This window comes from Streptomyces bluensis, from assembly GCF_014650715.1.
Lineage (GTDB): Bacteria > Actinomycetota > Actinomycetes > Streptomycetales > Streptomycetaceae > Streptomyces > Streptomyces bluensis.
In genome coordinates, this window is record NZ_BMVM01000002.1 from 1,054,549 (window position 1) to 1,081,211 (window position 26,663).

A 26,663-nucleotide genomic window follows, 5' to 3' on the forward strand; every position below is an offset into this window, starting at 1 on the left:
CCGTGATCGGTACACCCGGTGCTCAGCGCACCGTGACGCCCAGCGCCCCGAGTCCCGCCCTGCGCACGGCGATCGACCCGTACGGTGTACGCAGCCTCAGCCACGCCCCCGAGGAGAACAGCGTCAGCGGCTCCTCGCCGGGCCGCTCGGCCACCCGTGCGGGACGCAGGAAGCCGAGCCCCTGTGCCGCGTGCGCGGCCCGTACCGGAAGGCCGGTGTCACCGATCGGCCGGGACCAGATCTCCCGCCCGATCTTGTCGAGCTCGGCCCGAGTCCGCCGGTCCGGTGCCAGTTCCTGTGTACGGGACCGGAATTCGGCCACGGCGGCGGCGACCGTCGCCCGTACCGCGTCCGGTGCCGGCAGCCCCGGCTCCACCTGCCAGCCCCCACGCGGGGGAAGCACCCCCGCCCACGGCGGTCCGGTGACCGCGGCCGGCACCACCGCGGTGGCCGCCGACTCGTCCGTCGCTTCCAGGAGTTCACCCGCGGACACGGTCGAGTCGAGCGTGACGTCGAGCCCATCCTCGTACGGCTTCGCGAGCCGTACCGCCCGGATCGCGAGGACCTCGAACGACGGCGGCCGCCCGAACACCGCGAGTGTCGTCCCGGCGCCCTTCAGACGCACCGCGGCCGCCCGGTCGTAGTGGATCAGCCGTGCGAGGAAGGCGGCGAGGTCCGCCGCCTCCCCGTCGTCGGCGAGGTGAAGCACCGTCATGCCGCGACGGCCTCGTCCTTGTCGTCCCTGTACTCCTCCAGGAACTCCCGCTCCTCGGAAGTGAGCCGGCGCGGCCGCTGCGCCTCGAAGTCGAACGGCACTATCACCGTCGAGGCCCGGACGTAGACCTGGTCCGGATCCTTGACCTCGTAGGTGAGCGTGAACGAGGCCGCCCGTACCTGCGTCACCCACAGCTCGATGTCCACCGGCGTGTGCCGGTGGACCAGCTGCCGCTTGTAGTCGATCTCGTGGCGCGCCACCACGGACCCCTGCTTGAAGTCCTTCTCCGGGCGGAACAGGAAGTCGATACGGGCTTCCTCCAGGTAGCGGAGGAAGACCACGTTGTTGATGTGGCCGTACGCGTCCATGTCCGCCCAGCGCAGCGGGCAGCGGTAGATGTGCCGCAAGATCAGCCCCGGGTCAGCTTCTTGTAGGTGGCGCGATGCGGACGGGCCGCGTCCGCGCCGAGCCGCTCGATCTTGTTCTTCTCGTACGACTCGAAGTTGCCCTCGAACCAGAACCACTTGGAGTCGCCCTCGTAGGCGAGGATGTGCGTCGCCACACGGTCCAGGAACCAACGGTCGTGGGAGACGACCACGGCGCAGCCGGGGAACTCCAGCAGCGCGTTCTCCAGGGAGGACAGGGTCTCCACGTCGAGGTCGTTGGTCGGCTCGTCGAGGAGCAGCAGGTTGCCGCCCTGCTTCAGGGTGAGCGCCAGGTTCAGACGGTTGCGCTCACCGCCGGAGAGCACCCCGGCCGGCTTCTGCTGGTCCGGGCCCTTGAAACCGAACGCGGAGACGTACGCGCGCGAGGGCATCTCGACCTGGCCGACGTTGATGTAGTCCAGCTCGTCGGAGACGACGGCCCACAGCGTCTTCTTGGGGTCGATGTTCTCGCGGCTCTGGTCGACGTAGGAGATCTTGACGGTGTCGCCGACCTTGATCGAGCCGGAGTCGGGCTGCTCCAGGCCCTGGATCATCTTGAACAGGGTGGTCTTGCCCGCGCCGTTCGGGCCGATGACGCCGACGATGCCGTTGCGCGGCAGCGTGAAGGACAGATCGTCGATCAGGACCTTCTCACCGAAGGCCTTGTTGAGGTTGTTGACCTCGACGACCACGTTGCCCAGGCGCGGGCCCGGCGGGATCTGGATCTCCTCGAAGTCCAGCTTCCGCATCTTCTCGGCCTCGGCGGCCATCTCCTCGTAGCGGGCCAGACGCGCCTTGGACTTGGCCTGCCGCCCCTTGGCGTTGGAGCGGACCCACTCCAGCTCCTCCTTGAGGCGCTTGGCGCGCTTGGCGTCCTTCTGGCCCTCGACCTTGAGGCGGGTCTGCTTGGTCTCCAGGTACGTGGAGTAGTTGCCCTCGTAGCCGATGGCGCGGCCACGGTCGAGCTCCAGAATCCATCCGGCCACGTTGTCGAGGAAGTACCGGTCGTGGGTGATGGCCACGACGGTGCCCTTGTACTGGGCGAGGTGCTGCTCCAGCCAGTTCACGGACTCGGCGTCGAGGTGGTTGGTGGGCTCGTCGAGGAGCAGCAGGTCAGGCGCTTCCAGGAGCAGCTTGCACAGCGCGACGCGGCGCTTCTCACCACCGGAGAGGTTGGTGACGGGCCAGTCGCCGGGCGGGCAGCCCAGGGCGTCCATGGCCTGCTCCAGCTGGGCGTCCAGGTCCCACGCCTCCGCGTGGTCCAGCTCCTCCTGGAGCTTGCCCATCTCCTCCAGCAGCGCGTCCGAGTAGTCGGTCGCCATCTGCTCGGCGATCTCGTTGAACCGGTCGAGCTTGCCCTTGATCTCGGCGACACCCTCCTGGACGTTCTCCAGGACGGTCTTCTCGTCGTTCAGCGGGGGCTCCTGCAGCAGGATTCCGACGCTGTAGCCGGGCGAGAGGAACGCGTCACCGTTCGACGGCTGCTCAAGGCCGGCCATGATTTTCAGGACGGTCGACTTACCGGCACCGTTCGGACCGACCACACCGATCTTCGCGCCGGGCAGGAAGTTCAGCGAGACGTCGTCAAGGATCACCTTGTCGCCGTGAGCCTTGCGCGTCTTGCGCATGGTGTAGATGTACTCAGCCAAGAGAAACCGTCCGGCAGCTTGAAATCTGGCAGTGGGCAGTACCAGCCATCTTGCCGCACGGCCAGCCCTCGACGGAAACCGGATGGTGGGGGCCACGAGAGCGGCCGTTGCGGGCGGAAGACGCGGCCCCGGGGCGCCTGGAAGGCGCCCCGGGGCCGCGTCGTTCGCGTGGGTCACCGCGCGGTCACTCACTGTTGAGTTGCCAAGGATCAGTCCCGCTCGGTCGCTCCCGCTGAGCTCTCCTCACTCCTGCGAGGGCGTCTTCTTCTTACGGACCATGAGCATCGCCCCGCCGCCGACCACGACCAGGACGATCGCTATGCCCGCGATCAGCAGGGTCGCGTCGGAACTGCCCGTCTCGGCGAGGTCGGTGCCCGTGGTGGACGCGATGCCCGCCGTCGCGGGGCTCGGCTCGCTGAGCGTCTGGACCGAGTCGCCGCCTTCGGCGGCCTCGGTGTCGGTCTCGCAGTCGAGCACGCCGCTGATCCGCTTCTCGAAGCCGTTCGGCCCCCTGATCGTGAAGTCGTACGCCTGGTCCTCCTGCAGCGGGATCGTCACCGTCTCGGTCGTGCCGGCGTCGATCGTGTGCCTGATGCCCATGAGCTCGAAGGTGAAGGGCTCGTCCCCCTCGTTGGCCGCCGTGATGTCCACGCCGCCCGCCGTGCAGTTCTTCTCGGCGGACAGCGCGGGTATCGCCCCCTTCCCCGCCCAGTTCGCGCTCGCCACGGCGGAGACCGTCGACTGGCTGGAGCCCGCGAGGATCTGTGTCTGACTGCGGGTCTCGGAGGTGAAGGCGCGGCCGACGGGGACGGTGGTGGAGGCCTGCAGGGTCAGTTCGGCCGAGCCGGCCGCGGCGTCCTCGGGCACCGCGAAGTACAGCCGGCTGCCGTTGCCCGCGGAGGTCACGACCCCGCCGGTCTCGTCGACGATCTTCACTCCCTCCGCCATCGCCGCCGCGGGCGGCGTGACCGTCACGGAGTCCGCGTTGGTGCGCACCGTGACCGGACCGAGCCGCTCGCCGACGCGGCCGGAGATCGCCGGCGGGTCGAGAGTCAGCGAGGCCTCGGGCTCCGCCAGGTTCCGCGCGCTCTTCTGGAGGTAGTCCGCGAGCTTCTCCGCCTGCGGGTTGACAGCCTCCACGTCGGCGCCGTCCGAGTAGCGCCAGATGGCCACCTGTGTGCCGGCCGCGGCGTCCTGTTCGGTGAGGCCGGAGGCACCGGCCTTCTTGGCGAGCGCCGCGAGGTCGTTGACCTGCGGGTAGGAGTTCTGCAGAATCCAGCGGATCTTGCCCGCGTCCTTGTTGTCGCTCAGCGACGTGCCGCTCCACGAGGTCTCGTGGTACCTGGCGTCCTGCTGCGTCGGGTTGTACAGGTCGACGCAGTAGGTCTGCAGCATGCCGCCGCCCTCGACGGACATCTCGAACAGGCCCGCGGAGACCTGCTGTTCCTCGCCCTTCTCGCGGATCACAGCGGTCCCGTGGGCCTTCAGGCCGGTTATCGTCGCGGTCGCGCCGCCAGGGCCCTGCGGAGTCTCCCCGGCGACGGCCGTGCCCGCGGCGGCGAGCACACCCGCCGCGACGAGCCCGGACACCAGTGACGCGGCGGCGAGACGAGCGGCCTCCGGCCGCCGGCCTGTTCGCCTGCGAGCGGACAACGCAGAGAACACAGAAAACACAGAATTCCCCTTCGAGCAGGACCCGTTGGCATGTGGGGGTGGGGTCCCACAACAGCATCATCAGACCCGTGGGCTGTCCCGGCATCCTAGGGAGGCGGCGCGCCGCTCTTCCCCGTCATCTCGTCGGACAACCGATCCGACTCGGAATCGTTATCGCTCACACAGTCTTTGAGCTGCGCCTATCCACACTTTCTCCGGGACTGTTCGGAACGCAGTCGCCAATAAGCCACAGTCCGGGCAGGTCGGCCGATCAGCGACTGACGTCATGTCACTCCTGCTGGCTCCGGCTGTGGTTGGGCTACTGGACCCGGCCGATTCGCGGGCGGTGTCTCCCAGTTGGGCTCAGGCCGGGAGGAGGACGGCGCCGTCGCTGCCGTGTCTCCCCTTGAGGCGCGGCGGAACGCCGACGTGCCGCGCGCGAGATCGTGGCCGATCGCCACCGCTTCGATGTCCGCCCAGGTGCGGCTCTCGCCCTGCTCGGTCCTCTCGGTCCGCACCCTCAGCCGCCCCTGGACCACCACCGGATCGCCCACCGACACGGACGAGGCGACGTTCGCCGCGAGCGTCCGCCTGGCCCACACCGTGAAGAAGTTGGTGTGGCCGTCCGTCCACTCGTTCCTCTCCCGGTCCAGGTACCGCGACGTCACCGCCAACCGGAACCGGGCCGAGGTGCCCGTGGCCGTCTCCTTGCACACCGGCTGGGTGGCCACGTTCCCCACCACGCACAGCGTCGTCTCGTTCATCGCGAACCCCTCTTTCGCCCCGGCGCCCATGCCGGGTGGATACGCGTACGGGCCCGTCCCGTACGGCTGCGTCTGCCGCGGTGACCACGTCCGCCGTGGTCTCCGCGAGATCAGACTGCCTCCGTCGGGCCGAGCCCGCCGAGCGCTGTGCACAACCCCTGGCCTGTGGACAACTCCGTCACCCGAAAGGGCTGGATGCCCCTGCCCAGCACGCCTGGCTTCCCCTCACCGCACGGCCACGGTGGTCCCCAGAACCTGGCTGTACTGCTCGCGGACCTCCCGGTACCGCAGCAGTTCCGCCGCCACCGGATCCAGTACCTGCGCCCGCCCGCACCCGGCGGCCGCCTCCCGCAGTTTCCGTTCCGCTTCGAGCCCGTACCGCCGGGCCGGCCCCCGCGCCGCCAGCCTGCTGCTCAACTCGACGGCCGGACCGCCGACGATGCCCATCGACATCAGCAGCACCGGCGCGCCGATGTTGGGCGCCATGACCCCGATGATCTGCGCCACCAGCCAGAGCCCCCCGATGACCTGGAGGATCGTCATGGCTGCCTGGGCGAGCACGGCGACCGGCCACCAGCCCGGCCGGGGCGGCCTGCCCTGCGGCGCCCCGGCCCGAGCCGCCAGCTCGTCCAGGGCCTCGGGCAGCCCTTGGGCGCCGCGCACGGCCGCCTCGCGCACGGCCTGGGCCCAGGGGGCGGGCAGCCCCGAGGCGGCCCGTTCGGACACGGTGCGCACGGCCTGTTCGACGCGCTGACGCGCGGTGGCCTCCTCGTCCACGGGCGCACGGAGGCCAAGACGCCCGGTCGAGGGTTCGCTGTAGTCCTGGAACCACCGCCACAGCCGCAACCAGGGCGTCCCACACGCGCGGTTCGCGTTGCGCAGCCACGCGCGCTCGGCCGCCTCACCCGCCGCGGTGGCGCCCACGGCGTCGGCGAGCCGGTCGGCGAACTCGTCGCGAGCCTCCTCGCTGAGGCCCGTGCGCTGCCCGGTCGTGTACACGGACCGCAGACGCCACGCGGCCGCGTCCAGGTCGGCGGAGATGCGGCGGCCCGCGGCGCCCCGCTCGGCCACGAACTGGCCCAGCGCCTCTCGCAGCTCCCCGACGCCGTCCCCGGTGAGCGCGGACAGGGCGAGTACGGTCGCGCCCCGTTCGCCGTAGTCCCCGAGCGGGATCCCGTCCTCGTCGAGCAGCCTCCGCAGATCGTTGAGGACCTGGTGGGCGGCGTCCCCGGGGAGCCGGTCCACCTGGTTGAGGACGACGAACATGACCTCGGCGTGCCCCGCCATGGGCCGCAGATAGCGCTCGTGGAGGACGGCGTCGGCGTACTTCTCCGGGTCGACGACCCAGATGACCGCGTCCACGAGCGCCAGGACGCGGTCCACCTGCTCGCGGTGCTGCACGGCCGCGGAGTCGTGATCGGGCAGGTCGACCAGTACGAGCCCGCGCAGCTGCGACGCGTCCGGACTCTGGATCGGGCGCCTGCGCAGCCGTCCCGGGATGCCGAGCCGGTCGATGAGCGTGGCCGCGCCGTCGCTCCAGCTGCACGCGATGGGTGCGGCCGTCGTGGGCCGGCGGACGCCGGTCTCCGAGATGGTCACTCCGGCGAGCGCGTTGAAGAGCATCGACTTGCCGCTGCCGGTGGCGCCCGCGATGGCGACGACCGTGTGCTGCCCGGAGAGCTTGCGCCGTGCCGCCGCCTCGTCCAGGACACGGCCCGCCTCGGCGAGCGTCCTGCTGTCCAGCCGCGTCCGCGAGAGCCCCACCAGTTCGCCCAGCGCGTCGAGCCGCGAGCGCAGCGGCCCGTCGTACGTGAGAGGGGTCACCGCGGGCGCACCGGAGAGTTTCGTTTCCACGACCGCGGCCTGCTCGGCGGCGTCCTCCTCGGTCACGCGCCGGGCGATCAGGCCGTCGTCCCAGTCGTCGCCCGCAGCTTCGGTGTCGCGGTCCGCGGCAGCGGCAGCGGCAGCGGCAGCGGCAGCGGCAGCGGCAGCGGCAGCGGGTGGGCTGGTGTCCGCAGGAGGCTCGGTACGGGCTCGTGAACGGACCTTCCTGCGGAACTTCTCCAGCACGGAGGAGTCGCCGTCCCGTGCGGGCGAGTCGTCGTCCTTCACGCGCGCGCGGGAGCGTTTCTCGTCCGCTTCAGGGTCGGCGTTTTCAGAGTCTGCGTTCTGAGGGTTTGCGTTTTGAGGGTTTGCGCGTTGAGGGTTTGCGTTTTCCGGGCCTGCCTTCTCACCGGCGCCCTCGCCCGGCGGGCGCCCCTCGGAGGCGCTCTCTACGGGGCGCCCGTTTCCCGAAGCGCTCTCCCCAGGGAGGGTGTTTCCGGGATCGCCGTCCTCGGAGGCCCGCTCGGGAGCCCTCTTGGAGGCCTCCTCGGGAGATGTGCCGGGAGATGTGCCGGAGGATTTCCCGGTGGCTTTGCCGGAAGACCGGCCGGCGCCCCCCGAGCCCTCGCCCCCGGTGTGGTCGGCGTGATCCGTGCGGTCAGTGACAGCAGTCACCGCGGTCACCTCTCCTTCTGCAGTACGGACAGCGCGGCGATGAGCTCGGCCTGGGGTTCCGGGTGTACGTCGAGGGCGTCGAGCGGGGCGAGGCGGCGCTCCCGCTCGGCGTACAGCGCTTTGTCGAGGTACTCGGTGAGCAGCCGCCCGCCCCGGTCGCGCAACCGGAGCGCCCTCTGCGCACTGATCCGCTCGGCGAGCCCCTCCCCCGCGGACCGCGCCCGGCGGCCGCCCAGGAGGACGGTGGCCACGAGGGCTGCCACGACCTCGGAGTCCGGGGCAACGCTCCGGTCGAGGTCGCGCACCTCTTCCTCGGCGTACTCCTCCAGGACGCGCCGCCAGCGCCGTACGGCCATCCCGATGCGGTCCTCCGCGCCGTCGAGCGTCGCGTCGCCGCCGGCCAGTCCGGGCGCCTTCGCGGCCGGTTCGCGCCGCCAGGCCTCCTCGACGCGCTCGTCGGCGGCCGTGACGGCGCACAGGAGCAGCGCGCAGAGGCTCTCGACGAGGGCGTCGAGGAGTTCACCGGCGGTGCAGTCGAGCGGATAGCTGCGCCATCGCTTGAGCGCGTCCCCGGCGAGCACCGCCCCGGCCTGCAAGCGCGTCCTCACGCGCGCGTGCTCGCTGTCGTATGCGGCGTCGACGGCCGCGGTGAGCCGGAGGGCGGCGGCGTACTGGGCGGCTGCCGCACTGGCCAGCTCGGGCATCCGCGCCCTCAGCGAGTCGAGGACTCCGTGGGCCGTACGGGCCATCGCCTCCTCCCGGGCGCCCGGGTCGGTCACCTGGTGGATGAGCCAGGTGCGCAGCGGTGCGACAGCGGTGGCCGGCAGCAGCCCGCCGCCCCACGCGGACTCGGGCAGCTCGGGCACGGTGAACCGGGGCACCTCGCCGAGCCCGGCCTTGGCGAGCAGAGCCCCGTACTGCCGTGACACCTCGGCCACCACCTGGTGGGGCACCCGGTCGAGCACGGTCACGAGCGTCACCTTGTGCTCTTTGGCCGTACGCAGCAGATGCCATGGCACCGCGTCGGCGTAACGGGCGGCCGTGGTGACCATGACCCAGATGTCGGCCGCGGAGATCAGCTCGGCGGCCAGCACGCGGCTGTCGGCGACCAGGGAGTCGACGTCGGGCGCGTCGAGGAGCGCGAGCCCGGGTGGGAGGGTCTCGGTGGTCTCGATCCGCAGGACCCGCTCGTTCTTCCTGCCCGGTGTGGAGGGCTCGATGCCCCTGCCCAGGAGAAAGGGCTCGTTGCCCGGCTCCTGATGGGGCACCCGCGCGCGTGTGAGGTTGGGCAGCACGCGCATCCCGGTGAACCAGTGATGGTCCTCCGGGTGGCACACCAGCACGGGGTTGCGTGTGGTGGGCCGCAGTACACCCGCCTCGCTCACCCGCCGGCCCACCAGGGAGTTGACGAGTGTCGACTTCCCGGCCCCCGTGGATCCGCCCACGACGGCCAGCAACGGTGCTTCGGGTTCCCTCAGCCGGGGCACCAAGTAGTCGTCGAGTTGTGCGAGCAGTTCGTCGCGGTTGGCACGCGCCCGTGGGGCCCCCGCCAGGGGCAGCGGAAAGCGCACGGCGGCGACACGATCGCGCAGCGCGGAGAGTGCGTCGAGCAGCTGAGGCCGTACGTCCAAGGTCACCACATGCGAAGAATGCCCAATTTTACGGCCATTCGGAAGCATATGAGCATGTCAGCGCGCCGACAGAACACAAGGGACGGAAGGGACTAGTGGGACGCAGGCATAACGAGTACACAACACCCGATGCCCGAGACGCCAAAAGCGATGCACGATTCGTACCTGCCTGCGATTATCAGGACCGCTTCACCGAACCTCCACATTGAGCCACGGAGGCGAAGCAACAGGGACAAGGACCGGAGAGCCCTATCCTTGTCCCCGGCAACGTCACGGATCAGCCCACACCCGGGCACCACGACACAGGCCACCACACCTGGCCCCCGTAGCTCAGTGGATAGAGCAGGCGCCTTCTAAGCGCTTGGCCGCAGGTTCGAGTCCTGCCGGGGGCGCAAACGCCCTCTCACCTGCACGTTTAGGTGAGGGGTCTTTTCATGCCCGCCCTGACAGCGGTATTTAGCCAAGCGCCTTGCTCCCATCACGAATCGGCGTACCGTCGGATTCATCCCCCGGAGCACAGAGATGGGAGTGCGGCGGGCAGGCGCGCACCGTGGCCCGGCGGCGATGCCACCCTCCACGGAGGCGCTGGCGCGAGCCCGGTCGCGCGCCGCACCGGGTGCGGGCGGATCTGGTCCGAGGCGGGAGATCGCCACCTGACTGCCGTGCGCTGGAGGGCGGCTCCCCCTCCATCGCCTTGCGCCCCACGCCTCACCGGTTGAGGGGTGGGGCGTCCGCGCGTCAGCCGGCCTTCTTCTGTTCACGTAGTTCGCGGACACTGGAGGTGAGGGTGCCCTCTTGCTGCTCGTAGTGGGATAGGGCTACGCCGAGGCCGAAGAAGGTGGGCGCCCATTCGCCGACGAAGATGCCCCACCGGTCGGCGCGGGCGAGGCCCTGCCCGGGTTCGGCGGCCAGGCTCGCGGCCCAGGCCGCGACGGAGAAGACGATGGATGCCATGGCGGCGGTGTAGGCATGTTCGCTGCGGACGCCCATGTCGTGCATTCGCTTGATGATCATGGGTGGCTCCGTTCGCTGGATGGGGTTCCCTGGTCGGAGTGCCCACACCGTGCGCACCCATTCGTGGGTTTTGTCGGATATGCACATTCCTGTATCGGCGGGTAACCTCCTCCGCCGTCCAAGCTGGCGCCGTGCTGCCGGTGGGCGCGTCCACCCTGTTGACAGTGCCCGGTCGTTTCCGCTGGCCCCGCTGCCGGGAAGCGCTACACGCACAACACAGAGGCCCCGTCATTCAGGTCGACGGGGCCTCGCTGCGTTCGGGCTCACGGGCGCCAGGACTCCTGGTAGCCGTCGCGATCGGCGTACGGGAGCGCGAGCAGGCGCAGTGTCGGACAAGGCCGCGACAGCGGACGAGCTGCTGCACGCGATTCGCGACGCGATCGAGCACCTCCAGGAGAACGGCGCCGGGGACGAGATCAAGGGCCACAAGGACGGCTACCCCACCTCGTGCCTGGGTGGCCCGCTGTACGCCTGGACACAGAACGGCGCGCCCCGGCCCGGCGGCAAGCCGGCTACTCCGAACGGGCCGGTCGTCGTCCTCTCCAAGGTGGTCGCGGCGGCGAAGGCCGACCCGCCGAAGAAGGGCACACCCGCAGCGACCACCGAGCATCCGCGGAAAGCCCCGATATTGGCGCATCAGCTCAGCGATCCGTGCCATGTCCCGCTGTCTTTTCCACTGGCTGATGAGGACGAGGGCGACGCGGGCGGTGGCGGGCATCACAACCACGCGGTCCTCAGCGCCTCCGAGCACTGTGTGTCCTCCCGCCCCGCGGACATGGCGGCGCGCTCATCGCCTTCGACGCCGTGGTGTCGTACCCGAGCGCCGAGGGGCCCTGCGAGACGCTGCCCGGAGACTTCTACCTGCCGGTGGTGACACCCCGCACCGGGAGACGACTCTGCCGCCCGCTTCCCTGATCACCGGTGTCACCCTGCCGCTCGCCCCGGTCGCCGCCCGCTCCCGGTACCGGAAGGTGCGCGAGCGCGCGTCCTACGCTTCACGGTCGGCTCGATCGCTGCCGCGCTCGACGTCCAAGACGGCGTCGTACGCGATGTGCGCCTGGCCTTCGGGGCGGTCGCGTCCCGGCCGTGGCGCGCCCGGAAGGCCGAGCGGGCGCTACTGGGAGCACCGGCGACAGCCGAGGCGTTCGCCGCCTGCGCGGACGCCGAACTGGCCGCCGCGACACCGCTGCCCCACACCACGTACAAGGTGGCGCTGATGCGCGACCTCGTCGTGGCCGTACTGACCGAACTCGCCGAGGAGGCCCTCCGATGACCTCGACTGTGCAGGGCTTCGTCGGCACCGCGCACAGCCGCCTGGAGGGCCGCGACAAGGTCACCGGGAGCTGCCCGCTACGCGGCGGAGATCCCCCTCGCCGGGCTCGCTCACGGCTGAATGGTGCTGTCCACCGTCGCCCTCGGCCGTATCCGCTCGGCGGAGACGGGCTCCGTCCTCGCCTTGCCGAGCGTGCAAGCACGTCAAGCTCGCCGACCTGCTCCTGGCCGGCAAAAGCGCCGAGGCGACCGGATTCCTCGGTGCCTTCCTGCTCCACGATCTGATGCGCGACACCACGGCGACCGTGTACTGCCTGGTGCGCGGTGAGGACCACGACGCGGCGCTCGCCCGGCTGCCGGCCAACATGGAGTGGTACGGCGTGTGGGAAGCGGTCGACGCGGACCGGCTCGCGATCGAGGTGGGCGACCTGGCCGAGGAGCGCCTTGGCCTGTCCGAGGAGCGGTTCGAGAACTACCCGCTACGTCGAGTTCTTCGTACGGGCCGGCCACTTCCCCCCGGCCCCCGCTCCGGCACGGGCGGCCTGACCGCACGCCGCGGGCGCACGTAGTGCCCCGCGGCACAGAAAGGACGGCACGGCGCGCGGCCGGGCGGTTGTTCGAACGCGGGTAATCCCCCGCGGTCGCCTCCGTCCGGCCGCGCGCCGGTTCGGCCGACAGCGACGTCCGGCAGGAATGGCCTTGCGGCGGCCGGGTGTTGTGGCAGGAAGCGGAGTGCGCCGCACGCTGTCGGGCTGCTCCTCCGCCGCTTTGGCACCCCTCAGGCTCTGGAAATGTGGCGCCCGTCAGTTCTCGGGAAAAAAGAAAGGCTCATTATCTTGTCTCTCACCGGCTCATCCGCAATCGAACCGGGGGACCGCACCGGGCGGGCACTGCTCGTGCTGGCGCACCCGCGCGCTGACTCTCTGACGGCGCACTCCGGCAGGCGCACGCAGGAGCACCTGGAGCGACACGGGTACACGGTCGACGTGCTCGATCTGCACGCCGAGGGCTTCGATCCGCGCATGTCCGCGCAGGACGAGCCCGACTGGGACGACCCGGGCAAACGCTACTCCGACGAGGTCCACGCGCACATCGCGCGCGTCGACGCGGCCGACACCCTGGTCGTGGTCTTCCCGGTCTGGTGGTTCGACGTGCCGGCGATCCTGAAGGGCTGGATCGACCGGGTGTGGAACCACGGTCTCACCTACGGTGTCGACCCCTCTCCCCTCGCGACCAAAAGGATCCTGTGGCTGGGCCTGGCCGGAGGATCGCGTGCGGCCTACGCCGAGCAAGGCCTGGACGAGATGATGGACCGTCATCTGCGGGTGGGGATCTCCAAGTTCTGCGGTCTGGAGGACATCGCCGTCCGGCTCGTCTACGACACGGTCTCGGACCGTCCGGTTGCCGCGACCCGCGAGGCCGTCCTCGCCGCCACCGACGGCATCGTGGCCGAGTTCCTCGACGGCGCCCCGTCCACGGCCGGTGCCTGACCGGGCTCCGGAAACCGCTGACAGCCGCCTGTTTCACGACGAACCGCGCGCCGCACCGGCTCGGCCCGGGCGCACTGCGCGCCTCCGTCACCCGCCGCCTACCAACCGCTGGTGGCCTCGACAACGGCTCTCTGTCGATCGGTGGTGACATGGTGACCGCACCATTCACCAGGACGGTATCCGGCGGGGACACCGACCTGATCAGTGTGGCCGTACCAGGGTGGCGCAGTGAACTGGTCGACCGACTCCGACGGCAACGCGATGACCGACGGGTGCGTCCTCACCGGCAAGGCGAAAGCGAAGCGGGTTCACTCGCCGCGCTGTCGCCCCTCGACCGGTCGCCTCACTCCGCGCGGATGGTTCCTCTGCGCAGCTCAGGTTTCCCTCCCCGGCGTGTAGTCGGCCTCATCCAGTCCGAAGGTCCAGGCGACGCCCTCCCTGGCGGTCCGGGTCCGTGGCGGTACTCGGAGCCAGTAGGTGCGGTGGGTGCCGTCGGGTTCCGGGGTGGAGTTGACGACCTCGACCATCACCAGCGGCTCGTCCCCTTCCAGTTCGATCCGCCACAGCACACCGGCCTCGTCCCGCTGCACGGGTTTCGCGCCGGACTCCTCCAGGTAACGGTCGTAGCCGTAGTGCTCCAGCATCACGCGGCGCAGCTCGGCGTTCTCCTCCTCGCGTATCCGCCGCGGGGTCAGGGTGGCGAGGCCGTCGAGGAATTCCGCGGGTACCGGCATGCCGTGCCAGGCGTGCAGCGCGAAGCCGTCGGGGAAGGCGAGTGCCGGGCCGTCCGCGCGGTCGAGCCGGCCTGCCTCGTCGCGGTGCAGTTCCACGGGGCGTTCAGCGACGACCGCCGTCTTCTCGTACGGCCACCACCAGCCCGCGGCGCGGGCGACCGCGGCGATTCCGTCGAGCTCCTCCCCGCCGTCCTGGCCGTCGAAGGCGGCCAGCCAGGGCGCGTCGTGCTGGCCCATGACCGCGTCGAGCATGACGAGCCGAACGGCCTGCTCCCCTCCCGGCACACCGCTGGATGCCTCGACCGCGCTCGTCCGTATGCGCTCGGTCAGCATGAGTGTGGTGTCCCACAGCTGAGCGCCCGTCAAGGCCCAGTGCTCGGCCCAGCCGGCCGGCCCGAGGCGGTCGGCAAGCCGCTTCCGTGCGGCTGCCCACGGCCGCGTGCGCACCTCGTCGCGGACACTGCGGCCGGCCGTGCCCTCCGCCGTGAGCCGAGCGGCCAGTGCCGCGCCCTCGCGGGGCGAGCCCGCCCAGACGATGCGCACCGGCTCGGGCAGGCCCGCCAGCCGGTAGGCCAGGCGCACGCCGTCCTCCGCCGTTGTGCGGTCCGCCGGGCCGGTCGCCGCCGCGACCCCGCGCCACACCGCCGTCACGTCGGTCTGTGCGGTCGTCGCATCTGTCTGTGCGGTGTGCGTCGTTGTCGTCGTCATCGTTCTGCTCCCCGCTGCCTCAGTCCGCCACGACGCGCACCGCGCCGGGCACGTACTCACGCTGCCGCACCACCCGGTACCAGCCCTTCGGCAGCGGTATCGCCGCGTGCTCCTCGTGCACCACCCGTCCGCCGTCCGGGAGATGGAGGTAGGAGGCACCGAACGGCCCCGCCTCCCGGACCAGGGTGCCCGGCCCCACCACCGCGTGGGCGTGTCCGGTGACCTCGCCGAGGGCCAGTACGAGCCGTCCCCGGGCGTCGCGCGGCTGCCGCGGCAGCCGGTCCGTGCCCGGCGGCACGGCCGCCTCCGCGACGGGCACGATCAGGACGTCCCCCTGCCGGTACATGCGTGTCTCCCTTCAGCGTCGGCGCCTCGCCGACCCGATGTCCACGAAGCTACGCGGGGGGTCTGACAACGCCCCCCGGTCCGGAGGCTGACCGGCCCCGGACCGGCCCCGGTCAGCCTCCGGACCGACGTCCTCCCGACCAACCCGCACGGGCCCGTGGAAGGCGTTGTCAGTGCGGGTTGGTAGAACTCTCCGCAAGCAACACACCGCATCAGCGCACCACGTTCATCCGCCTCTGGAGGCCAGCGACATGTCCCTCGTCGAGCATCTGAAGGAACTGCACGGCCTCCCGGCCTTCGACTTCCCCGAGCCCGGCGCGCCGCAGGAACTGCCGGAGGCAGGCGCGGTGGCCTGGCGGCTGGCCGTCGATCCCTACAGGGGCGTCTGCGATGAGGAGTGGGATGACGTCTGGGACCGCTTCCTCGACTCGGTGGACCCTGCGGGTGTCCGCGCCATCGTCGTAGGCCAGTGGGACGAGCCCTACGACAACGACTCCAGCGGCATCGTGCAGCGACTGGTGGATGCCCGGCACCGGCTGACGGGCCTTCAGGCCGTCTTCATCGGTGACCTGGAGATGGAGGAGGCCGAGATCTCCTGGATCGAGCAGTCCGATGTGACGCCGGTCCTCGACGCCTATCCGCTGCTGGAGGAGTTCGGCGTCCGCGGCGGCACCAAACTGCGCTTCCCCGCTGTACGGCACAAGCAACTGCGCAGGCTCCGCTTCGAGGCCGGAGGCCTGCCCGGCGAGGTGGTGCGCGGGGTCGCCGCCAGCGAGTTGCCCGCGCTGGAGTACCTCGACATGTGGCTCGGTGTGGACGAGTACGGCGGCGACGCGACCGTGGCCGATCTGGCGCCGATCCTGGCCGGCGGGCAGTTGCCGGCGCTGCGCCACCTCGGCCTGCGCAACAGCGAGATCCAGGACGAGATCGCCGCCGCCGTGGCCTCGGCCCCGGTCGTCGCCCAGCTCACGTCGCTGGACCTGTCCCTCGGTGTGCTCTCCGACGAGGGCGTGACGGCGCTGCTCGGCGGCCAGCCGCTCACCCACCTGGCCCGGCTGGACCTCCACCACAACTTCGTCACGGAGCCGGTGGCCCGGCGGGTTCAGGAGGCGCTGGAGCCGGCCGGCGTCGAGGTCGACCTGTCCGAGCCAGGCGACTCGTGGGAGGACGACGGCGTCGTCCACCGCTTCACCGCGGTCTCGGAATGACGAGTCGCGGAATGACCAGTCGCGGAATGACGAGTCCCGGAATGACGAGTCCCGGAATGACGGTAATGAGGCGGTCATGACCTTCGCTGATCACTTTGAGACGTTTCACGGGCTGCCCGTCTTGTCTCTCCCCGAGCCCCGGGAGGAGCCTCTCCCGGCCGCGGACGGCGTGGCCTGGCGGCTGGACTGCTTCGACGCCGGGGAGATGCCGTTCGCCGAGCTGTGGCGGAGCTTCACCGACCGGGTGCCGAGCGCGGATGTGCGGGCTCTGGTCATCGGGCCGTGGTGGGACGACGAGTACACCGAGCTGCGCCCGGCGCTGGAGCTGATCCTGGCCGACGCGGAGCGCTTCCCCGCGCTGCGCGCCCTCTTCCTCGCCGACGTCACCGGCGAGGAGTGCGAGATCTCCTGGCTGCAGCTCACCGATGTCACCCCCGTCCTGGAGGCCTTTCCGCTGCTGGAGGAGTTCTGCGTCCGCGGCGGCGACTCCCAGGGGCTGGGCGAGGAACCCCTGTCGCTGCGCCCGGTGCGGCACGAGGCGCTGCGCGTACTGCGGTTCGAGTCGGGAGGCCTGCCCGGACACGTGGTGCGGGCCGTCGGAGCGTGCGAACTGCCCGCTCTGGAGCACCTGGAGCTGTGGCTCGGGGTGTCGCACTACGGCGGCGACGCGACCGTCTCCGACCTCGCGCCGATCCTGGCGGGCGGCCGGTTCCCGGCGCTGCGGCATCTCGGGTTGCAGGACAGCGAGGTGCAGGACGAGATCGCTGCGGCGGTCGCGTCGGCGCCGGTCGTCGCCCAGCTCGAATCGCTGAGCCTGTCCATGGGCACCCTCACCGACAGCGGTGCCGAAGCCCTGCTCGGCGGCCAGCCGCTGACCGACCTCAAGTGGCTCGACCTGCACCACCACTTCCTGAGTGAGGCCATGGCCGACCGGGTCCGTACGGCCTTCGGCTCCGCCGGGACCGAGGTGGACCTGTCCGAGCATCAGACCCCGCACCGCTGGCAGAACCAGGAGTGGCGCTATGTCGCTGTCTCCGAGTAGCCACACCCCCGGCACCGGCGTACGGTTCGCCGTCGTCGGCAATCCGGAGAACCGGCGGACCACGTTGTTCGCCGACGCCGTCCGCGCGGCGGGGCACACGCAACCGCGCGTCCTGGCGTGGCGCGACGTGCTGCGCGGGCGGTTCGCGTTCAGGGCGGGCGAGTTCGTACGGATCGACTCCCCCGGTGAGAACGCCGAGGTCGACCGGCTGCTGCGGAACACCGACGATCCCACCCGGGTGGAGGGAACGGCCCTGTGGTACCGGCGCTTCACGGCGGCGGTCCGGGAGGTGACGGACGCGGCGCGGCGTGCGGGTGCGGTGCCCTCCGCCGGTGCCGAGGACGTCGCGGTGATGTTCGACAAGCGGCGCTGCCATGCCCGGCTCGCCGCCGCGGGTGTCCCGGTGCCTCCCGCCCTGACGGGCCCGCTCGACGGCTGGGACGAGCTGCGGGAGAAGCTGAGAACCGCGCGCATCTCACGGGCCTTCGTGAAGCCGGCGCACGGTTCGTCGGCCTCCGGCGTCGTGGCGCTCTCGGTGGCGGGCCCCGGCCGGGTCAGGGCGACGACCTCCGTGGAGACCGCCTCCGACGGCCGGCTCTTCAACTCCCTGCGGGTACGGCAGTACGCCTCGGAGCCCGAAGTCGCCGCCCTCGTCGACGCGCTGGCCCCGGACGGGATCCATGTCGAGCAGTGGCTGCCGAAGGCCTCGCAGGGCGGACGCGCCGCCGATCTCCGAGTGGTGGTGGTCGCCGGACGCGCCACGCACGCCGTCGTGCGGACCAGCCGTCACCCCATGACGAATCTGCACCTGGGGGGCGCCCGCGGCGACCTGAACACGGCACGCGAGGCCATCCGGGCCGCGGGCGGCAGCTTCGACCGGGTACTGGACGCCGCCGAGCAGGCGGCCGCCTGTTTCCCGGGCACGCTGTGCGTCGGCGTGGACGTCCTGCCGTCCACCGGATGGCGGCGCTTCACCGTCGGCGAGGTGAACGCCTTCGGGGACCTGCTGCCCCGTCTGACCGGCCTGCCCGGCAGCGGCGCCGAGGGCATGGACACCTACGCCGCGCAGGTCGCCGCCGGACCGGCCGCCGTGCGCATGCGCGAGACGCAAGGAACACCGTCATGACGCCACCGATCGACGCGGTCCACTCGGTCAACGCGGTCCACTCGGTCAACATGAACGACGTCGTGGGCAGCCACGACCTCCTGCTGGTCACGCTCGACACGCTCCGCTACGACGTGGCCCAGGAACTGGCGGCGGACGGTCGCATCCCGAACCTCGCCCGGCACCTGCCCGGCGGCGTCTGGGAACGCCGGCACGCGCCGGGCAGTTTCACCTACGCCTCCCACCAGGCGATGTTCGCGGGCTTCCTGCCGACACCGGCCACCCCTGGACCCCACCCGCGTCTGTTCGCCGCCCGCTTCGAGGGCAGCGAGACCACCGCGACCGACACCTTCGTGTACGACACACCCGACCTGGTGTCGGGTCTGGCCGCCGCCGGTTACCGCACCGTGTGCATCGGCGGCGTCGGCTTCTTCAACAAGCGGGGACCGCTGGGCTCCGTCCTGCCCGGGATGTTCCAGGAGAGCCACTGGGAACCCGAGTTCGGAGTGCCGTCCCCCACGTCCTTCGAAGCGCAGGTGGCGTGCGCCGAGCAGGTCGTCGCCGGGCTCCCACGGGAACAGCGCCTGTTCCTCTTCGTGAACGTGTCGGCGCTGCACCAGCCCAACTGGTTCCATCTGCCCGGCGCCACCCGTGACGCGGGCGACTCCCGGGCTACGCACGCCGCGGCCCTTGAGTACGTGGACCGGCACATGGGACGGCTCTTCGCGGCCGCCCGCAGCCGCCGCCCCTGCTTCGCCATCGTCTGCTCCGACCACGGCACCGCGTACGGCGAGGACGGCTACAGCGGCCACCGCATCGGCCATGACGTCGTCTGGACCGTGCCCTACGCCCACTTCTTCCTCGACGAGGCCTCATGACCAGCGCCGAAACGCCCCTCACCGAAGCAACGCGCACCGAAGCAACCCTCACCGAAACGCCCCTCACCGAAACGGCGGCCTCGCCCGCCGTCCGCCCGTACCAGCACTACGTGTACGCGTATCCGCACAAGACCGCGTACCGCCCGCTGCTCCGGGACGAAGCGCCCTTGCGCGACCTGTGGGCGGACGAGCCGAAGAACGCGCTGTCGCTCTACTTCCACATCCCCTTCTGCGAGGTGCGCTGCGGCTTCTGCAACCTCTTCACCCGGATCGGGGCGCCCGACGGCCTGACCACCGCCTACCTGGACGCGCTGGAGCGTCAGGCGGCCGCGGTGCGCGAGGCGCTGGGCGACGGCGCGCGGTTCGCGGCCGCGGCCTTCGGCGGCGGCACCCCGACGTTCCTGGAGGCCGCCGAGCTGGAGCGGCTGTGCGATCTGGCCGAGCAGGGCCTGGGCGCCGATCTGTCGGCGATCCCGCTGTCCGTGGAGGCCTCGCCCGCCACCGCGACCGCCGACCGGCTGGCCGTGCTGGCCGCGCGCGGCACCACACGGCTGAGCCTGGGCGTGCAGAGCTTCGTCGACGCCGAGGCACGCACGGCCGTACGCCCCCAGCGCCGTACGGACGTCGAGGCGGCCCTCGCCAGGATCCGCGACGTCGGCATCCCCGTCCTCAACATCGACCTCATCTACGGCATCGACGGCCAGACCGAGGAATCCTGGCGCCACTCCCTCGACGCGGCGCTCGCCTGGCGGCCCGAGGAGCTGTACCTCTACCCCCTCTACGTCCGCCCGCTCACCGGTCTCGGTCGGCACCTCGGCCCGGAACCGGGCGACGCCGAGTGGGACGAGCAGCGGTTGCGGCTGTACCGCCACGGACGCGACCATCTGCTCGCACAGGGCTACGCACAGGTGTCGATGCGCATGTTCCGCCGCGCGGATGCCCCCGGCACCGGCGGGGAGGACTACGCGTGCCAGACCGACGGCATGGTCGGCCTCGGCTGCGGCGCCCGGTCCTACACCTCCGCGCTGCACTATTCCTTCGACTACGCCGTGGACATGCACCAGATACGCCGGATCATCGACGACTACACGGCCCGCGGGGTCGAGGACTTCCGTCACGCCGACTTCGGCTGGCGGATGGACGCCGGGGAGGCCCGGCGCCGCCATCTGTTGCAGTCGCTGCTGCAGGCCGAGGGCATGCCCGTCGCCGGCTACCGGACCCGTTTCGGCACCTCGCCCGTCGACGACTTCGCCACGGAGCTGGGGCGGTTCGGTGACCGGGGCTGGCTGGACGACTCCGTGGGGCCGGGCCTGCTGCGGCTCTCCCCGGAGGGCCTGGCCCATTCCGACGCACTGGGGCCCGAGCTGTTCTCCGCGGCCGTGCGGAAGCGCATGGCCTCGTACGAACCGAAGTGACGGAGCCCGTATGGACCTGACGATCCTCTACCGCGGTCCGCTGGCGTCGTGCGACTACGACTGCCCGTACTGCCCCTTCGCCAAGCGACGGGACAGCCGCGCCCAACTGGCCGCGGACCGCGCCGCGCTGGAGCGGTTCGCGACCTGGGCGGCCGCGCAGCGCGACGACCGGCTCTCCCTGCTGTTCACGCCGTGGGGCGAGGGCCTGGTGCGCTCCTGGTACCGGCGGGCGCTCGTGGAGCTGAGCCGGCTGCCGCACATCCGCCGGGTGGCGATCCAGACCAATCTCAGCTGCCGTACGGACTGGCTCGCCTCCGCCGACCTGGACACCGTCGCCCTGTGGTGCACGTTCCACCCCGGGCAGACGCCGTACGACCGTTTCCTGGGCAAGTGCCATGACCTGGCCACCCGCGGGGTCCGCCACAGCGTGGGCGTCGTCGGCCTGCCCGAGCACCTGGAGCACGCGCGGCGTCTGCGCGCCGACCTCCCCGCTCATGTGTACCTGTGGGTCAACGCCGCCGAGGGCCGTACGTACACCGACGCCGAGGCCGACGAGTGGACCGCCCTCGACCCGCTCTTCCCGTACAGCCGCCACGCACATCGCAGCGCCGGACTGCCCTGCCGGACGGGCGAGTCCGTCCTCTCGGTGGACGGCGAGGGCACGGTCCGCCGCTGCCACTTCGTCCGCTCTGAGCTGGGCAACCTCTACGACGGCTCCTACCGGCGGGCACTGCGCCCCCGCGCCTGCCCGCTGGCCCTGTGCGACTGCCACATCGGCTACGTCCACCTGGAGACCCTGCCGCTGTACGACGTGTTCGCGGGCGGAGTCCTGGAGCGGATACCCGCCGAGCCGCTCCCGTTCAGCACCTGACCAACACCCGGGCGACGGCTCGTCAACGGCTGATTTTGTCAAAAGCGTTGACGAATTCAGGAGGGGACTCCTACCTTCATCGCGTCGTGCATCGTACGTCATATACGAGATGCGTTATGTCTGGATTGGGGGCTCAATGACCTTGGTGTCCACGGGGGGATCACCCCGTGCCTCGGTGCGCGCCACGAGCGGGCGGTCCAGAGTCCCTGCTCCGCGACCGAGCCGACCGAGCCGGCTGAACCGGCTGAACCGGCTGAACCGGCTGAACTGACTGAACTGTCAGATGAGATGCGGCCCGTTCACCGCCAAGATCCCGGGCCGCGACAGAGAGTTCCGATACTCCCCTCTTAGGGGAGCCTACCTAAATCAAGGAGCGAGGGTGCCCCTTTCCAGCGCGCGCTTGGCCAAAGCCGGGAGATCACCGGCTCGACAGCGCAGCAGCATGCGGTGGACGATCGTCGGTTTCTCGGCGCTCGGCCTCACCATCGCCTATCTCGACCGTGCCGCGCTGAGCGTCGCCATGCCCTACATGTCGGAGGAGTTCCACATCAGCTCCTCGGTGCAGGGCGTGATGCTTTCGGCGTTCTTCTGGACGTACGCGCTGTTCCAGATTCCCTCCGGCCGGCTGCTCGACCGTTTCGGCCCGAGGATCATCTATCCCATCGCCGTGGGCTGGTGGTCGATCTGGACGGCGCTGACGGCCCTGGCTCACGGGGTCGGGTCGGTCATGGTGTTCCGCCTCGGCCTGGGCATCGGTGAGGCGCCGGTGCAACCGGCGAACATCAAGGTCGTCTCACGGTGGTTTCCGCGCAAGGAACGCGCCTTCGCGTCAAGCCTGTTCGACATGGGCCAGCAGATCGGTACGGCGCTGTCGATCCCGGTGGTGACAGCGCTGGCGCTCTTCGGCGGCTGGCGTCTGTCCTTCATCGTGATCGGCGTCAGCGGGCTGCTGTGGATTGTGGGGTGGGCGGTTGTTTACCGCGAACCCGACCGCCATCCGCGCGTCTCCGCGGCTGAACTGGCGCATATTCGGTCCGACCAGGGCTCGACGATCGCCGAGGAATCGCCCGGCGCCCAGGTGCCGTGGCGGGAGTTGCTGAACGACTCTCAGGTGTGGGCCCTGATGATCGGCTATGTGTTCCGCTCTCTGGCCGGGGCGTTCTTCCTCACCTGGTATCCCAGCTATCTGCTCGACGACCGCGGATTCTCCGAGGCGGATTTCGGCATGGTGGGCTGGATACCCGCGCTCATCGCGATCGGCTCCACCGTGCTCGGCGGCGTCGTGTCCGACCGGATGCTGGCGTCCGGACTCTCCCCGAACCTGGCCCGGAAGGTTCCGATCGTCTCCGGGCTCGGCCTGAGCGCCTGCATCGGCTTCGCCCCGTTCATCGAGAGCAATCTGGTGCTGATGGTCGTGCTCACCATCAGCAGCGCCGCGCACTCGTTCGCCGGCGCGGCGATCCTGAGTCTGCCGGCGGAGGTGGCTCGCTCATCGGAGAGCGTCGGCGCGGTGGCCGGCTTCCAGAACTTCGGCTCCCAGGTGGGCAACCTCCTCAGCCCCATCGCCATCGGACTCTTTCTGGCTTCGAGCAACGGGTCCTATGAGGGCCCCTTGCTCGGCGCGGCGGCGTGCTGTCTGATCAGCGCCGCGATCTATCTGCTCTGGGTTCGTGTCCAGCCTGTGGCGCGGCACCAGGATCCGCCCGCTGAGCCCGCCGAACCCCGTGAAGGGAGCACCTTGTGACCACCTCGCCGAACATCGCCCGCCTGGACGCCGGTCCGCCGGGCCGCCTGGTGCGGTGGCGCCCCGTGGTGCCCGAGGGCTCCGGGGTCTCCGGGGTCTCCGGGGTCTCCGGGATCTCCGGGATCTCCGGGATCTCCGGGGAGCGTGCGGCATGAGGATCCAGTCGCTCCAGACCTTCCTGCAACGGGTGGGCGACCGGCCCAGAGTGCTGGTCAAGATCAGCACCGAGGAGGGGATCGACGGCTGGTCGGAGGTGTACAACCACGGCCCGGACCTGGCCTACCCACCGCTGCTCGACTACCTGTTCGACCAGATCAAGGGCATGGACGCCCGAAGCCCGAGCCGGGTCAACCAGTTCCTGCTGCAGTCCTGCCGCTTCCCGCAGGGTGCGCTGGGGCTGGCCGCCATCTCCGCCATCGACCACGCGCTGTGGGACATCGCGGCCAAGGCCATGGGAGTACCCGTCTACCAGTTGCTCGGCGGTGCGGTACGCGACCGGGTACGCGTCTACGCCGGCCTGTACTCCGCGCCCGACGTCAAGGAACTGCGCGAGACGACCGCGGCGTTGCATGAGCGGTTCGGCTTCACGGCGTTCAAGCTGAGTCCGTACCGGACCGAGTTGCACCGGACCCGGTTCGGGCTCGTCGTCCGCGAGCTGGGCGAGTACTTCGGTCAGGTCAGGGAAAGCCACCCCGCGGAGTGGGAGTTCGCGTTCGACGCGCACGCCTGTCTGTGGGAACCGCGGCAGGCGATCGACCTCGGTGCCGCGCTCGCCCCGAACCAGCCGCTCTTCCTTGAGGAGCCCCTGCGGCCCGAGCACATCCCCGCCTGGAGCAGAATCCGGTCCGCCCTCACGGTGCCGCTGGCGACAGGTGAGTCCCTGTACTCCCCGCATGAGTTCCTGGCCCTGCTCGGCGCCGGCGGAGCCGACATCGTGCAGCCGGACATCTGCGTCGTCGGAGGTCTCACCCAGATGGTGAAGACGGCTGCCATCGCCGATGCGCACTACGTTCCGGTCGCGCCGCACAATCCGCTCGGACCGCTCGCGACCGCGGCGAACGTGCACTTCGCGGCCGCGACGACCAACTTCAGCATCCTTGAGTACAAGCTGGACGACGTGTCGTGGTGCCCCGACCCCTACCTCCCCGCCGACGGATACCTCACCTTGCGACCGGACCGCCCCGGGTGGGGCATCGAGATCGACGAGGGCGCGCTGGCGACGGACGACTGGGTCACCTGGAAGCGGAAGGTGCCGGTACGCCCCGACGGCTCGACGGCATGGATGTGAGGGAGGCAACTCCCGCTCGCGCCTGCGGGATCGGCGCACGCGAGCGGTCAGGGAGCAGGTCGCGGCCGAACCGGTGGCTCTCGATGCGATCGCCGGGGTGGTACGGCGGTCGTCGGAGACACTGCGTCCGCTGAACCGGAATCCCGAGGCTGCCTGGAGGGCCCTGACTCAGCCGGACGACGGTGGGCCTCTTCAGTCGGCCGCGGGCCGGGACGGTGACGCGGGCCCTGGCGGCCGGGCGCCAGGGCCTGGTCGTCACGTGGTGTCCGGGTTCCTCGCGGCGGATCCCAACTGCCCCACGCGGGGCACGAAGCGCCCGGTCGTGGATCCGTAAGCGAGGTAGGCCCTGCCGTGGACGGCCCGTAGGTAGGGTTCTTCGACGATCCGGACCTGTAGTTCGACGGCGACGGCCAGCGCGGCGAGGGCAGCCAGGGCCAGGATGCCGGGCACCATGAGCGCGAGTCCGATCCCGGTGATGCCCATCGCGGTGAAGATCGGATTCCGTACGTACGAGAAGGGGCCGCTCGTGACGAGGGCGGTCCGTTCCTCCCGGTCCACGCCGACGCGCCAGGACGTTCCCATGGCTCCCTGGGCGACCAGTGTGCCGACGATGCCGAGCACGGTGATCGCCGCCCCGGCGCCGTACAGGACCGGAGCGTCCTCGACGAGGACCGGGAAGCCGGCCAGGGTCGCGGCGGGTGCGGCGACGGCGCCGAGGAATGCGGCGACGAAGAGCACTCCGGCCCACCGTGCGGCCGAGCCCTGCGCGCCGGACGGGCGGCGGAAGCCGGTGTCGCCGGTACGGAGGCGCTGGATGAGGGTGCGGATGCCGAAGGCGGCGCCCAGCCACACCACGTAGAGCACGAGTGCCGTCCAGGCCCAGCCGGTCACCGTACGCCCGCTTCCCGCAACGGGGCGCGGCACGCGCATCCCTGGCCGCAGCCGCACTCGTCCTGTTGCGCCCGAGGGACGGTACCGGCCGCCGGCACCGCGCAGCAGGTGTCGCCGCGCCATGCCTCGCGGCCCTCCTTGACGGCGACGGCGGCGATCACCAGGGCGGCGATCGGGTCGGCCCAGGACCAGCCGAGCAGGGAGTTGGCGAGCAGGCCCGCGAGCAGCACGGCGGACAGGTAGGTGCACAGCAGGGTCTGCTTGGAGTCGGCGACCGCCGAGGCGGAGCCGAGTTCGCGTCCGGCGCGGCGCTGGGCCGCGGACAGGAACGGCATCACGAGCAGGGACAGGGCGGCCAGCACCATGCCCGGGGTGGAGTGCCCGGCCTCGCCGGTGCCCGCGAGCGCGCGGACGGAGTCCACGGTGACGTACGCGGCGAGCGCGAAGAAGGAGACGGCGATGACGCGCAGGGCGGTCTTCTCGCGGGCTTCGCGGAGGGCGTGGTCGGCGGTGGAGAACTGCCAGGCGACGGCCGCCGCCGAGGAGACCTCGATGACCGAGTCCAGGCCGAAACCGATGAGGGCGGTGGAGGAAGCGATCGTGCCCGCGGTGATCGCGACGGCTGCCTCGATCACGTTGTAGGTGATCGTGACGGCGACCAGCAGCCGTATGCGGCGGGCCAGTCGGGTGGCGCGCTGCGGGCTCGGGCCGAGAGCAACCGTCGTCATCAGCAGCATCCGTCCTCGTCGGCGTCCGGGCAGGTGCGGTCGGCCTCCACGGCGAGGACCGCGCCGCGCAGGTCGTCCAGGGCGTGACCGAGGCGGGCATCGGCGAGTTCGTAGCGCACGCGGCGACCTTCGGGGACGGCGACGACGATGCCGCAGTCGCGCAGGCAGGCGAGGTGGTTCGACAGCCGGGTGCGGGAGATGTCGAGCTTCTCGGCCAGATCGGCCGGGTGGGCGGGGGCTTGGCGCAGGGCGAGCAGGATGCGGCAGCGGATCGGGTCGGCGAGCGCACGGCCGAATCGGGCCAGGGCGTCGATGTCAGAGGCGATGGAGAGCATGAGCCTGACGATACACAGTTTCCTGAATTCAGAACACCCTGAACTCTGAATCCCCTCCCCTGAACCGGCCGATCGGGGGCCGATTCACCCGATGCGGTGATGATCCGGAGCCGGATTTCTTCGTCCGCCCAGGCCGCAGCAGCCGGCCGCCATCCAGCAGCTTTCCCCCACTCCCCCGGTTTCCCCGCATCCGCCGCGACCCCACGGCGCGCACCGCACCGCCAAACTCGCGAGAACTTTGTGCGTTCATTTGACTACG

General features: G+C 70.8%; 25 protein-coding genes, 1 tRNA gene and 1 pseudogene. 13 read left to right on the forward strand and 14 right to left on the reverse strand.

Translation table 11 applies throughout. From position 1 onward, the window contains the following. Positions 1-22: 22 nt before the first annotated feature. The 7 genes from IE262_RS09760 to IE262_RS09790 form a co-directional block, all read right to left on the reverse strand. Positions 23-715, reverse strand: coding sequence for a DUF8185 domain-containing protein (locus tag IE262_RS09760; protein WP_134041768.1), 693 nt, complete (start codon positions 713-715; stop codon positions 23-25). Further along, positions 712-1,122 (reverse strand): acyl-CoA thioesterase, encoded by a 411-nt coding sequence (locus IE262_RS09765; protein WP_134041770.1) that lies wholly within the window; start codon positions 1,120-1,122, stop codon positions 712-714. Before IE262_RS09765 ends, IE262_RS09760 begins: the two co-directional genes overlap by 4 nt. 2 nt (positions 1,123-1,124) lie before the next feature. After that, positions 1,125-2,789: an energy-dependent translational throttle protein EttA gene (gene ettA, locus IE262_RS09770; RefSeq protein ID WP_134041772.1), complete on the reverse strand. Its 1,665-nt coding sequence runs from the start codon at positions 2,787-2,789 to the stop codon at positions 1,125-1,127. 243 nt (positions 2,790-3,032) lie between these two features. Next, positions 3,033-4,442: a Cys-Gln thioester bond-forming surface protein gene (locus IE262_RS09775; RefSeq protein ID WP_229877177.1), complete on the reverse strand. Its 1,410-nt coding sequence runs from the start codon at positions 4,440-4,442 to the stop codon at positions 3,033-3,035. Positions 4,443-4,726: 284 nt separating this feature from the next. After that, positions 4,727-5,206, reverse strand: a complete 480-nt coding sequence (locus IE262_RS09780) for a single-stranded DNA-binding protein (protein ID WP_189872757.1) — start codon at positions 5,204-5,206, stop codon at positions 4,727-4,729. Positions 5,207-5,431: 225 nt separating this feature from the next. Continuing rightward, positions 5,432-7,318: a GTPase gene (locus IE262_RS09785; protein WP_373305004.1), complete on the reverse strand. Its 1,887-nt coding sequence runs from the start codon at positions 7,316-7,318 to the stop codon at positions 5,432-5,434. A 392-nt stretch (positions 7,319-7,710) separates the two neighbouring features. Next, positions 7,711-9,345, reverse strand: coding sequence for a dynamin family protein (locus tag IE262_RS09790; RefSeq protein WP_189872760.1), 1,635 nt, complete (start codon positions 9,343-9,345; stop codon positions 7,711-7,713). Between the two features lie 310 nt (positions 9,346-9,655). Between IE262_RS09790 and IE262_RS09795 the strand changes: the two genes are divergently transcribed. Continuing rightward, positions 9,656-9,728, forward strand: a tRNA-Arg gene (locus IE262_RS09795). Between the two features lie 346 nt (positions 9,729-10,074). Here the strand turns inward: IE262_RS09795 and IE262_RS09800 are convergent. Then, positions 10,075-10,350 (reverse strand): hypothetical protein, encoded by a 276-nt coding sequence (locus tag IE262_RS09800; RefSeq protein ID WP_134041782.1) that lies wholly within the window; start codon positions 10,348-10,350, stop codon positions 10,075-10,077. 263 nt (positions 10,351-10,613) lie between these two features. Continuing rightward, entirely contained in the window at positions 10,614-10,697 is an 84-nt protein-coding gene (locus IE262_RS40525; protein ID WP_373305012.1) for a DUF6221 family protein, read from the reverse strand. A gap of 362 nt (positions 10,698-11,059) precedes the next feature. Between IE262_RS40525 and IE262_RS09805 the strand changes: the two are divergent. The 3 genes and pseudogenes from IE262_RS09805 to IE262_RS09815 all read left to right on the forward strand — a co-directional run. Next, a pseudogene (locus IE262_RS09805) lies at positions 11,060-11,623 on the forward strand (FAD binding domain-containing protein); the annotation flags it as partial. A 223-nt stretch (positions 11,624-11,846) separates the two neighbouring features. Continuing rightward, entirely contained in the window at positions 11,847-12,191 is a 345-nt protein-coding gene (locus IE262_RS09810) for an SDR family oxidoreductase (protein ID WP_268249566.1), read from the forward strand. Positions 12,192-12,458: 267 nt separating this feature from the next. Further along, the gene (locus IE262_RS09815) at positions 12,459-13,112 is read left to right on the forward strand and encodes an NAD(P)H oxidoreductase (RefSeq protein ID WP_229877178.1); all 654 of its coding nucleotides are present in this window, start codon (positions 12,459-12,461) and stop codon (positions 13,110-13,112) included. Between the two features lie 374 nt (positions 13,113-13,486). On the opposite strand, the gene IE262_RS09820 is transcribed toward IE262_RS09815, so the two are convergent. Further along, positions 13,487-14,554 carry a DUF6745 domain-containing protein gene (locus IE262_RS09820; protein ID WP_229877179.1) on the reverse strand — a complete coding sequence of 356 codons (1,068 nt, stop codon included), beginning with the start codon at positions 14,552-14,554 and terminating at the stop codon, positions 13,487-13,489. A gap of 19 nt (positions 14,555-14,573) precedes the next feature. Beyond that, positions 14,574-14,900, reverse strand: a complete 327-nt coding sequence (locus tag IE262_RS09825) for a DUF8820 family protein (RefSeq protein WP_134041787.1) — start codon at positions 14,898-14,900, stop codon at positions 14,574-14,576. Between the two features lie 250 nt (positions 14,901-15,150). On the opposite strand from IE262_RS09825, the gene IE262_RS09830 reads away from it, so the two are divergent. From IE262_RS09830 to IE262_RS09870, 9 genes are all read left to right on the forward strand, one after another. Further along, a complete protein-coding gene (locus tag IE262_RS09830; RefSeq protein WP_189872764.1) occupies positions 15,151-16,107 on the forward strand; it encodes an STM4015 family protein in 957 nt (318 codons plus the stop codon). Positions 16,108-16,183: 76 nt separating this feature from the next. Further along, on the forward strand, positions 16,184-17,149 hold the full coding sequence (locus IE262_RS09835) for an STM4015 family protein (RefSeq protein WP_189872766.1): 966 nt from the start codon (positions 16,184-16,186) through the stop codon (positions 17,147-17,149). Beyond that, positions 17,130-18,275 carry an STM4014 family protein gene (locus IE262_RS09840; RefSeq protein WP_189872768.1) on the forward strand — a complete coding sequence of 382 codons (1,146 nt, stop codon included), beginning with the start codon at positions 17,130-17,132 and terminating at the stop codon, positions 18,273-18,275. The genes IE262_RS09835 and IE262_RS09840 overlap by 20 nt, the downstream gene beginning before the upstream one ends. A 50-nt stretch (positions 18,276-18,325) precedes the next feature. After that, positions 18,326-19,132, forward strand: a complete 807-nt coding sequence (locus tag IE262_RS09845; RefSeq protein WP_189872935.1) for an STM4013/SEN3800 family hydrolase — start codon at positions 18,326-18,328, stop codon at positions 19,130-19,132. Further along, a complete protein-coding gene (locus IE262_RS09850) occupies positions 19,129-20,547 on the forward strand; it encodes an STM4012 family radical SAM protein (protein WP_189872770.1) in 1,419 nt (472 codons plus the stop codon). The genes IE262_RS09845 and IE262_RS09850 overlap by 4 nt, the downstream gene beginning before the upstream one ends. A gap of 10 nt (positions 20,548-20,557) precedes the next feature. Further along, positions 20,558-21,418, forward strand: coding sequence for an STM4011 family radical SAM protein (locus IE262_RS09855; protein ID WP_189872772.1), 861 nt, complete (start codon positions 20,558-20,560; stop codon positions 21,416-21,418). 379 nt (positions 21,419-21,797) lie between these two features. Then, a complete protein-coding gene (locus IE262_RS09860; RefSeq protein ID WP_189872774.1) occupies positions 21,798-23,162 on the forward strand; it encodes an MFS transporter in 1,365 nt (454 codons plus the stop codon). Then, the gene (locus IE262_RS09865) at positions 23,159-23,317 is read left to right on the forward strand and encodes a hypothetical protein (protein WP_189872941.1); all 159 of its coding nucleotides are present in this window, start codon (positions 23,159-23,161) and stop codon (positions 23,315-23,317) included. The genes IE262_RS09860 and IE262_RS09865 overlap by 4 nt, the downstream gene beginning before the upstream one ends. Then, positions 23,314-24,450: a mandelate racemase/muconate lactonizing enzyme family protein gene (locus IE262_RS09870; protein WP_189872776.1), complete on the forward strand. Its 1,137-nt coding sequence runs from the start codon at positions 23,314-23,316 to the stop codon at positions 24,448-24,450. The genes IE262_RS09865 and IE262_RS09870 overlap by 4 nt, the downstream gene beginning before the upstream one ends. Before the next feature lie 255 nt (positions 24,451-24,705). On the opposite strand, the gene IE262_RS09875 is transcribed toward IE262_RS09870, so the two are convergent. Genes IE262_RS09875 through IE262_RS09885 form a run of 3 tightly spaced genes read right to left on the reverse strand, consistent with a single transcriptional unit; the run spans position 24,706 to position 26,404 of the window. Then, a complete protein-coding gene (locus IE262_RS09875; RefSeq protein ID WP_189872778.1) occupies positions 24,706-25,341 on the reverse strand; it encodes a methyltransferase family protein in 636 nt (211 codons plus the stop codon). Next, on the reverse strand, positions 25,338-26,069 hold the full coding sequence (locus tag IE262_RS09880) for a cation efflux transmembrane domain-containing protein (RefSeq protein WP_189872780.1): 732 nt from the start codon (positions 26,067-26,069) through the stop codon (positions 25,338-25,340). Before IE262_RS09880 ends, IE262_RS09875 begins: the two co-directional genes overlap by 4 nt. Continuing rightward, positions 26,069-26,404, reverse strand: coding sequence for an ArsR/SmtB family transcription factor (locus IE262_RS09885; protein WP_134041804.1), 336 nt, complete (start codon positions 26,402-26,404; stop codon positions 26,069-26,071). Before IE262_RS09885 ends, IE262_RS09880 begins: the two co-directional genes overlap by 1 nt. Between the last annotated feature and the right edge of the window lie 259 nt (positions 26,405-26,663).

Bases quoted from the DNA above. Each gene is read 5' to 3' on its own strand.
- IE262_RS09760 (WP_134041768.1), bottom strand. From the start codon at position 715: ATGACGGTGCTTCACCTCGCCGACGACGGGGAGGCGGCGGACCTCGCC.
- IE262_RS09780 (WP_189872757.1), bottom strand. From the start codon at position 5,206: ATGAACGAGACGACGCTGTGCGTGGTGGGGAACGTGGCCACCCAGCCG.
- IE262_RS09800 (WP_134041782.1), bottom strand. From the start codon at position 10,350: ATGATCATCAAGCGAATGCACGACATGGGCGTCCGCAGCGAACATGCC.
- IE262_RS09820 (WP_229877179.1), bottom strand. From the start codon at position 14,554: ATGACGACGACAACGACGCACACCGCACAGACAGATGCGACGACCGCA.
- IE262_RS09825 (WP_134041787.1), bottom strand. From the start codon at position 14,900: ATGTACCGGCAGGGGGACGTCCTGATCGTGCCCGTCGCGGAGGCGGCC.
- IE262_RS09830 (WP_189872764.1), top strand. From the start codon at position 15,151: ATGTCCCTCGTCGAGCATCTGAAGGAACTGCACGGCCTCCCGGCCTTC.
- IE262_RS09835 (WP_189872766.1), top strand. From the start codon at position 16,184: ATGACCTTCGCTGATCACTTTGAGACGTTTCACGGGCTGCCCGTCTTG.
- IE262_RS09840 (WP_189872768.1), top strand. From the start codon at position 17,130: ATGTCGCTGTCTCCGAGTAGCCACACCCCCGGCACCGGCGTACGGTTC.
- IE262_RS09845 (WP_189872935.1), top strand. From the start codon at position 18,326: ATGAACGACGTCGTGGGCAGCCACGACCTCCTGCTGGTCACGCTCGAC.
- IE262_RS09850 (WP_189872770.1), top strand. From the start codon at position 19,129: ATGACCAGCGCCGAAACGCCCCTCACCGAAGCAACGCGCACCGAAGCA.
- IE262_RS09855 (WP_189872772.1), top strand. From the start codon at position 20,558: ATGGACCTGACGATCCTCTACCGCGGTCCGCTGGCGTCGTGCGACTAC.
- IE262_RS09870 (WP_189872776.1), top strand. From the start codon at position 23,314: ATGAGGATCCAGTCGCTCCAGACCTTCCTGCAACGGGTGGGCGACCGG.
- IE262_RS09880 (WP_189872780.1), bottom strand. From the start codon at position 26,069: ATGACGACGGTTGCTCTCGGCCCGAGCCCGCAGCGCGCCACCCGACTG.
- IE262_RS09885 (WP_134041804.1), bottom strand. From the start codon at position 26,404: ATGCTCTCCATCGCCTCTGACATCGACGCCCTGGCCCGATTCGGCCGT.